We start from the raw sequence: 7,871 nt of genomic DNA on the forward strand, positions 1-7,871 counted from the left end.
CAAAAATTAATACTATCATTCTTCAGATTGCTACTATGTAACCTTACCTAGTTTAGGCTTTATCGGCAAAAGCTTTTAGCCTATATCTGTACAATTGTTAGTTAAATATGACTTTAACCACTTTTAATACTTTCATTACCCAAAAAGAAGCCCTGGCTTTAATTGAATTTGCGATCGCGCAATCTCAAGCCGACGGTGTTTTTGTTAGCCTTAGTGCCAGTGAAACTGCCCTTAGTCGCTTTTCGGAAAATCAAATTAGTCAAAATGTTCGCAAGAATACTTTTAGTCTGACTGTAACCAGCTATTTTGGTAAACGTAGTGCCTCTGCCTCCACTACTGAATTAGAGCCAGACGCAATCGCCAAAACTTTAAGACGTGCTGAAGATCTGGCTCGTATTGCTCCTGAAGATCCTGAATGGGTGGAATTGTTACCGCATCAAACCTACAGCGATCGTACCCCAGCCTTTGACAAAGCTACGGCTACTTTATTGCCCCTAAAAAAAGGCGAAATTATTCAGCAGGTATGTTCTCTCAGTAAAGATGCAGGAGTCAACGGATCGGGGACATTGAGTTTCCAGGTATCCCTTTACGCTATCGGTAACTCGGCGGGGTTACGGGGTTGCGATCGCACTACCGAAGCCGACTTTAGCTTTACCGCCCGTGTTGATAATGGTTCTAGCTGGAATCGCTGTACTGCCTGGAGTATCGAGCGCTTACCGATTATCGAATTAACTGAAAAAGTAATCAAAAGAGCGATCGCTTCGCGCAATCCTCAGACGATCGAACCAGGAAACTACACCGTTATTTTTGAACCTTCTGCATTTGCTAGTTTACTACCTTGGGTAATCTGGAATCTAGATGCGCGGGCAGCCGATGAAGGACGTTCTTTTATGTCTCGTAGCGATGATTTAGGTAACCCTCTCGGTAATAAAGTTGGCGAACAGCTATTTAATCCTATTGTTCAAATACAGCGTAATGCTGCTCATCCTCTGTTGCAGGGAGGCAGGTTTTTTGGCGATGGTTTGAGCAATAATCAGCTAGACATCATCAAAGACGGTATCCCGCAAACTCTTTCTTATAGCCGCTACTGGGCAAGAGAACAAAACCAAGATCCTACAGGGGCAATGTATCCTATTGTTATGACTGGTGGCGATCGAACTGTTGCCGATCTAATTGTCAGTACTGAACGAGGTATTTTAGTTAGTCGTGCTTGGTATGTCCGTTATGTAAATCCCCGCACTTTAGAAGTTACAGGAATGACCAGAGACGGTACTTTCTTAATTGAAAACGGCGAGATTGCTTACCCAATTAAAAACCTTCGTTTTAACCAGTGTTTACCCGAAATGTTGCAAAACGTAGTGGAGTTGAGTCAAGCAAAACGCTGTGGCAGTAGCGTTATTCCTGGCTGTAAAGTTGAGAATTTCCACTTTAGCAGTATCACCGAGAGTATATAAAGGGATAAAAGATAAAGAGCAGTAGGGTGGGCAGCAAGGATAAACTTGCCTAAAATAAAAACATCATTTTATTTATGCCCACCAAATCCTAATATTGGTTACGTTTGAATAGCAAAATATTTGGATAGTTGAGAATTAGGACAATAGGGAACTGGAGAATAACTTTATTTAAAGTAATCATCCAAACTTGATACAAGATCCGCCCCCAAACTTGCAAAACATTAGAATGACATCTAAAATATTTCTAAATCATTTCAATAATTTGCAACATTTTCCTCTAGTTATAATATATAAAATTACTTTCTAAATATTAGCGGGTACAATTTTCAACAATAGTGATTTAAATAACTATTGTTGAAAAGAAAAAATTGGGCTTCGCAAAGAGAAGTTGGTGATTTTGGATAGATTTTTAATGTTTTTATGGCGATCTCATTTACCATAAGTAATTAGTAGGATGAGTAAGCGAGGGGCAACGCATATAAAAATAGTTTTCAGATGTTAAATTACTAGACTTTGCTTACGCTAAAGTCACAGTTTAGTTAACCTGAAACCCTTACGATATCTTACTTGCTACTTGCTAATTCAGTTAAGCGGTACTAGTGCGTTCTTCAACTTTATTATCATATTTTAAATGTCTATTCTTAATGGAACACATCCGACAATTTATATCTAATAGCTCAAATTAAGTTAAACTAGTTATTTAATACAATTTTTTACTTATTTACTACAATTAATTTTAAAAATTAATGGATCTATGTCTAGTTAAAGTTTTTCTACCGTTAACAAAAGAACAAAACCTCCGACAATTGCTATCTTCTTATCCTTGGTTGGAAACCGAATCTATCTTTAAATCGCAGCAACAACTTTTAGTCAACATCTTACTTGAGTCAGAACGAGTTGAGACAGTAGTTGACGATTTAAAACAAAAATTCCCTCACCTGGAAGATTGGCAACTGCTGATATTGCCAGTAGAAACAATATCGACTCAAGCTGACGCAAAATCGCCCGAATCTGCCGAACCAGATAAAGACGATCGCATTCAACAACGAGAAGTTTATACTCAAATATCTCAAGGCATTCACCTTGACACCACGGAAGTTTCGCTGGTTATTTTAGCTACGGCGATCGCTGCGATCGGTTTATTACAGGGAAGTCAAGTAGTAATAATTGGGGCGATGGTAATCGCACCTTTACTCAAGCCCAACATGGCATTAGCTGTGGCTACTACTTTTGGTGATTTACCGCTGGCAATGAGAACCATCAAAGTTGGTTTGACAGAAATTTTAATATCTTTGTTGCTGTCAATTTTCTTGGGGATATTAATGCCAGTGGATCTAGGAATGAACGAGATTGCGCTCAGAACTAGCGTAAATTTTTCCGATGTTGTTTTAGCTTTTGCTTCGGGGGTGGCTGGGGCAATCTCTCTGACAGTTGGCGAACAAAAAGCAGTAGTAGGAGTGATGGTTTCAGTAGCACTATTGCCTCCTCTAGTAGTTTTAGGAATGCTAATTGGTTCTGGGCTATGGGGATCTGCTGTTGAAACAGCAGTTTTGGTGTCAACCAATATTGTTTGTCTGAATTTAGCTGCGATCGCCACGTTCTGGTTGCGGGATATTCGTCCCCAACAATGGTGGCAAAAATTTCAAGCTAGTAAAATAACTGGGATGGCGACTATTTTTTGGTTAGTCATTCTAGCTTTATTAATTAGCGTTATCTTTATGTTCCAGTTTGATGAAGCTAAAGCAAGCTCGATCTTTCCAATACAGGATAAAGTAAATAATTGCTCTTAACTATTGACTGACTAAAGACTGATTCCTTGTAAACTTTCACGGGGGTTTTCGCTACGCAGATCGCGGATTTTCTCGTAGTACTCTTTTTCTTGAGAACTAATTTTTTGAGGCGTAGCAACTACAATGCGTACCAGTAAATCTGTTCGATTTCCCTGGGGAGAAGACCACCCTTTCCCACGCAAACGTAATACCTGACCCGAACTTATGCCCCCAGGAACTTTCATGTTTACCGCACCATCAGGAGTCGGAATACTGATTGATGAACCTAAAACTGCTTCATCGGGTGTTATTGGAACTTCACAGATTAAGTTATCGCCTTCAAAACTAAAAAAAGCATGAGGATTTAATTGAATATTCAAATATAAATCTTCTTGTTGCTGGCTGTAGGAACTAAATTTTCCCTTCCCAGCTAAACGAATACGAGAGCCAGGTTTAGCGCCGGCAGGAATACGAACTTCTACTGTCTCTTGTCCTAAGTTGAGATGTTTAGTAGTACCTCGAAATGCTTCGGCATGAGTCAAGTTGATGCTAGCTTCGCTATTTGCCGAGCCAGGTCTAACTCCGCCAAAGTCCTGATAATTGCTGTTTTTAGCAAAACCCGGGGATGAGTGGTTTCGAGGAGTGCTGCTAGCATCAGGAGTAGAGAAACGACCTAAAAGTTCATTGATAAATTCTTCAAAGTTGCCGTATTGACTAAAGTCTGTGTTGTTGGAGTCAACTTTGGTATTAACCTTGTTACGGCCCGAACTCGTTCCCGGGTAATCTGTAGTACCCTGCTGCCAATATTGTCCAAAGCGATCGTATTTAGAGCGTTTGTTTTCATCACCCAGTACGTCATAAGCTTCGCTAATCTCTTTAAACTTCGCTTCGGCAGCTTTATTGCCCTGATTGCGATCGGGATGATATTTTAAAGCTAGTTTGCGAAATTTCTTTTTAATTTCATCAACACCTGCTGTTTTATTGACTCCTAAAATAGCGTAATAATTTTTAAATTCGGTAGAAGACATTGGGAATTATTTCCTAAGAAAGTTAGCTTGCTTTAGTATGCTCAATAATACGAACGAAGGTAAATAAGATAATTTTAATAATATTATTTAAAGTTTAACCTTATAATCACCAATTAATTAGTTGAGCTTAAGTTCCTGATTACCTAACTAAGCATGGCTTGATTTGCTTGATTTAAACAGGCAAACTTTGCTACTGTTTTTCAAAAGCATTTTTAAATTGACGTAAACAAAGGGTGCAGCAAATTTAACTACACCCCAAAAAACTTAAATTTCAATCACGGATTGAACAACGCTAAATTACTGCTTTGGTAAAATTAACTTTTAAAAAGCTGGCGACTGTATCTTTGTATTCTAGATAACTGTATTGTCAGCAATAGTTGCATTCTTTAAAACGACAATAATACCGCTACGAATATAGAAGCCGTCGTCCTCTCTTTGAGATTCTTCAACCCGGTCTTTGTTCAAAATTTGAACATGGCGACCAATACGAGCATTTTTATCTACAATGGCATGACGAATTGTTGAACCTTCGCCGATTCCTACAGGAACTACTTCATTTTGCCAGCCCGAATTTCTTTCAGCAAAAGGCTCATAAAAATCAGCACCCATAATCAAACTATCTTCAATAGTGCAATCAGCCTCGATCCGAGTTCTTATGCCAATTACAGAATGATTAATATGACAATTTTTGAGGATACATCCTTCACCAATCATCGATTCGCTTACTTGACAATCTAGCAGTTTTGTTGGTGGTAAATAGCGCGATCGGGTGTAAATTGGAGCTTTTTCATCATAGAAGCTAAAATCAGGATGAGGCTGCTTGGTAAGAGCCAAATTTGCTTCATAAAATGATTCAATCGTCCCAATATCTTCCCAATAGCCTTTAAATAAGTAAGCTTGAAGATTATGATCTTTTGCTGCCCCTGGGATAATTTCGTTACCAAAGTCAGTTTGGTTAGAATTATTTTCTAATAAGTCAATCAAAACCTTTTTCTTAAAGACATAAATCCCCATAGAAGCTATGTATGGACTTTGTTTGGCTTTATCTGAGGTTAGACCTAATACGGTAGTGTCTACCTGCATTTTTTTTAAATCTTCTCCCTTGGGTTTTTCGGCAAAGTCGATAATTCTGCCTTGGTCATCTATTTTCATTAACCCAAAGCTAGAAGCTCTTTTGTCGTCAATCGGCACTACTGATAAGGTAATGTCCGCATTGGTTTGCCGATGATGTTGAATAAATTGACTGTAATCCATGCGATAGAGATGATCGCCAGACAAAATGATAATTTCATCAACATCCCATTCTTTAATCGATTTGATATATTGGCGAACCGCATCAGCCGTACCCTGAAACCAACCAGAGTTATCTTTAGTCTGCTGTGCTGATAGTACCTCTACAAATCCTTCTCTAAATCCAGAAAAGTTATAACTACGATTTAGATGTCGATTAAGAGAAGCAGAATTAAATTGAGTCAAAACATAAATTTTGAGAATCTCAGAATTTATACAGTTACTAACGGGAATATCTATTAAACGATATTTACTAGCTAGGGGTACTGCTGGTTTTGCCCTTAATTTAGTTAGGGGATACAAACGAGTACCTGCACCGCCTCCTAGAATGATACCTAATACTCTTTTCACTTCTTAAAAACCTCGTGACTGCCTATGCCTCTCAAAATAAAGTTTATCTGATATCAGGGACAGATTAAGCAAAATGACCAGGAAAAGGATGAGTTTTGTTAAAGTATTAAGTGAATGTAATATAAGCGATCGCTGAATTACTCAGCAAGATTGTGATTTTTAAAATTATTTTCCAACCGACATGGATTTGTATATGTCATCAACAGAAACATCTTTACCGCCCAAGCTAGCTAAAATTGTTGACCGCTTCAAACGCCGTTCTAATCCCAAGCAAAAATACGCACAGCTACTTCACTATGCTAACCAACTCCCAGCCATGCCAGAATCGGGCAAGACTGAGGAAAATAAGGTCAAGGGGTGTGTTTCTCAGGCATACATTACCGCTAGCCTAGAAAACGGTAAGATTTGTTACCAGGGAGATGCTGACGCACAATTGGTTAAAGGTTTAGTAGCATTTTTAATTGCGGGATTAAACGATTTAACGCCAGAAGAGATTATTAAAATAGAACCCAATTTTATTGAGGATACAGGTTTGAAAGTTAGTCTTACTCCTTCGCGCGCCAACGGTTTCTTTAATATTTTTCAGATGATGAAGAAAAAGGCTATGGGCTTTCATTTAGGCACGGCAGAGTAATTTATTCTCAACCAATATTTAATGCTGTTAATAAGTGACTTCTCCCAACGCTGTAATCTTTGTTATCTCGTCTACAAGGTCTACAACATAATCTAGATATGCAATTAACGTTGTGTATGTCTTCTACAGCTGGGCGATCAGTAACTAACATTCACTTCTTTGTTGCAAATATTCTAACGTCGATCCTTTTTCAGTCATGGTTTCTAGAGGTGTCCATTCACCAGTAGTTTCTAACACTAGGATACCTTGTTGAGTGCGTTGACTGGCTTGAACTAAACCTTGCTCATTAGCTAACTTAAACCATTCTGAGAAAGTATCATTAACTTGACTCAATTGTCTTTCTTCATCGGTTAGATTAGGTGTCCAATTTTCCTCAAGTGCTTTGTAGCATTTAATCTAACTCCTATGTTTGATAATTTGGCTTGCAGTTGACTATCAATTTCTTGATTATCATTAGACTCCTGAATTTTATTTTGAATTGAATTGACACTCCCCCTGCGTGAACGCAGGGGATTCTTGGTTCACAGAAAAAACTTACTCTGACAGACTTTCATCAGCCAAAGCAGAGGTTTCGTCTCCCCAAGCTTTAGATCCCGTATGCCCTACGGTACTTAGTCCAACGGACAAGATATTTCTAGCTGCGTTTTACATCCTAGTAATTGTTTAATCTCTTCAGCTTGTTTAATAGCTTGACTATTAACACGGTCAAATAAATCTAGTTTTGTACCAATACGGTATAATTGCCCAGTCATCTTTTCGTTTTGTGTCTTTGATATTCATCAATTAAATAATCACAGAAGAACTGTGTTAGTTCTTTATTAACATGGATTATTCTGTCTCCGCTTTTAGCTCTTGCTCTGAAATTATCGAGTCTATTGGTTACATGAATTTCGTTTGTTCCTCTTACAAAATCTTCTAAACGTCAACCCAGTGCTTCACCACTACGCATTTTTGACTCATAGATAAGACAAATTAAAATACTTATCTCTTTTGTAGCTGCATTGGTAATACTGGACGAGATTGATTTGTCGAGGGATAAAATTTAATTTTGCTTCCATTAGATGATGAGGTTGATCGCAGATAGTCATTTCTTCCATTGAATCCCAGTGCAAAGGCCGAAAAAAGCGCACGTTAGATAGTTGGACTGTAGCCAAAAAGCGATCGCTGCCCCAGGTATTAGCAGTCAGTGGTCACGGCTTTTTTAATGTTATCTAAGCTAAGAAGTCACCTTCTTAACTCGACTACAGAACGCAGCATGACAATTTCTCGTCACTGCGCTCCTCAATGAGATGATTCCTGTCTTGAATACTTCTGTCTGTGCCATTCAATGTAATCTTGACGACTT

At 38.4% G+C, this 7,871-nt stretch carries 7 protein-coding genes; 3 read left to right on the forward strand and 4 right to left on the reverse strand.

The window, feature by feature from the left end; all coding sequences use genetic code 11:
• The first annotated feature begins 107 nt into the window (after positions 1 to 107).
• Together V6C71_16365 and V6C71_16370 are read left to right on the forward strand one after the other, a co-directional pair.
• Positions 108 to 1,454: a TldD/PmbA family protein gene (locus tag V6C71_16365; GenBank protein ID HEY9770041.1), complete on the forward strand. Its 1,347-nt coding sequence runs from the start codon at positions 108 to 110 to the stop codon at positions 1,452 to 1,454.
• 746 nt (positions 1,455 to 2,200) lie between these two features.
• Complete coding sequence (locus V6C71_16370) at positions 2,201 to 3,244, forward strand: TIGR00341 family protein (GenBank protein ID HEY9770042.1); 1,044 nt, start codon at positions 2,201 to 2,203, stop codon at positions 3,242 to 3,244.
• 11 nt (positions 3,245 to 3,255) lie between these two features.
• Here the strand turns inward: V6C71_16370 and V6C71_16375 are convergent, their stop codons facing one another.
• Positions 3,256 to 4,251 carry a DnaJ C-terminal domain-containing protein gene (locus V6C71_16375; protein HEY9770043.1) on the reverse strand — a complete coding sequence of 332 codons (996 nt, stop codon included), beginning with the start codon at positions 4,249 to 4,251 and terminating at the stop codon, positions 3,256 to 3,258.
• 351 nt (positions 4,252 to 4,602) lie between these two features.
• Positions 4,603 to 5,892 carry a glucose-1-phosphate adenylyltransferase gene (locus tag V6C71_16380; protein HEY9770044.1) on the reverse strand — a complete coding sequence of 430 codons (1,290 nt, stop codon included), beginning with the start codon at positions 5,890 to 5,892 and terminating at the stop codon, positions 4,603 to 4,605.
• Between the two features lie 193 nt (positions 5,893 to 6,085).
• Between V6C71_16380 and V6C71_16385 the strand changes: the two genes are divergently transcribed.
• Positions 6,086 to 6,526 carry a SufE family protein gene (locus V6C71_16385; GenBank protein HEY9770045.1) on the forward strand — a complete coding sequence of 147 codons (441 nt, stop codon included), beginning with the start codon at positions 6,086 to 6,088 and terminating at the stop codon, positions 6,524 to 6,526.
• 144 nt (positions 6,527 to 6,670) lie between these two features.
• Here the strand turns inward: V6C71_16385 and V6C71_16390 are convergent, their stop codons facing one another.
• Both V6C71_16390 and V6C71_16395 read right to left on the reverse strand, forming a co-directional pair.
• Positions 6,671 to 6,859 (reverse strand): hypothetical protein, encoded by a 189-nt coding sequence (locus tag V6C71_16390; protein ID HEY9770046.1) that lies wholly within the window; start codon positions 6,857 to 6,859, stop codon positions 6,671 to 6,673.
• A 278-nt stretch (positions 6,860 to 7,137) separates the two neighbouring features.
• Positions 7,138 to 7,278 (reverse strand): hypothetical protein, encoded by a 141-nt coding sequence (locus V6C71_16395; GenBank protein HEY9770047.1) that lies wholly within the window; start codon positions 7,276 to 7,278, stop codon positions 7,138 to 7,140.
• Positions 7,279 to 7,871 lie beyond the last annotated feature (593 nt).

This window comes from Coleofasciculaceae cyanobacterium, from assembly GCA_036703275.1.
Lineage (GTDB): Bacteria > Cyanobacteriota > Cyanobacteriia > Cyanobacteriales > Xenococcaceae > Waterburya.

Excerpts from the sequence above, each read along its gene's own strand:
- V6C71_16395 (HEY9770047.1), bottom strand. The coding sequence starts at position 7,278 with ATGACTGGGCAATTATACCGTATTGGTACAAAACTAGATTTATTTGAC.
- V6C71_16375 (HEY9770043.1), bottom strand. The coding sequence starts at position 4,251 with ATGTCTTCTACCGAATTTAAAAATTATTACGCTATTTTAGGAGTCAAT.
- V6C71_16365 (HEY9770041.1), top strand. The coding sequence starts at position 108 with ATGACTTTAACCACTTTTAATACTTTCATTACCCAAAAAGAAGCCCTG.
- V6C71_16370 (HEY9770042.1), top strand. The coding sequence starts at position 2,201 with ATGGATCTATGTCTAGTTAAAGTTTTTCTACCGTTAACAAAAGAACAA.
- V6C71_16385 (HEY9770045.1), top strand. The coding sequence starts at position 6,086 with ATGTCATCAACAGAAACATCTTTACCGCCCAAGCTAGCTAAAATTGTT.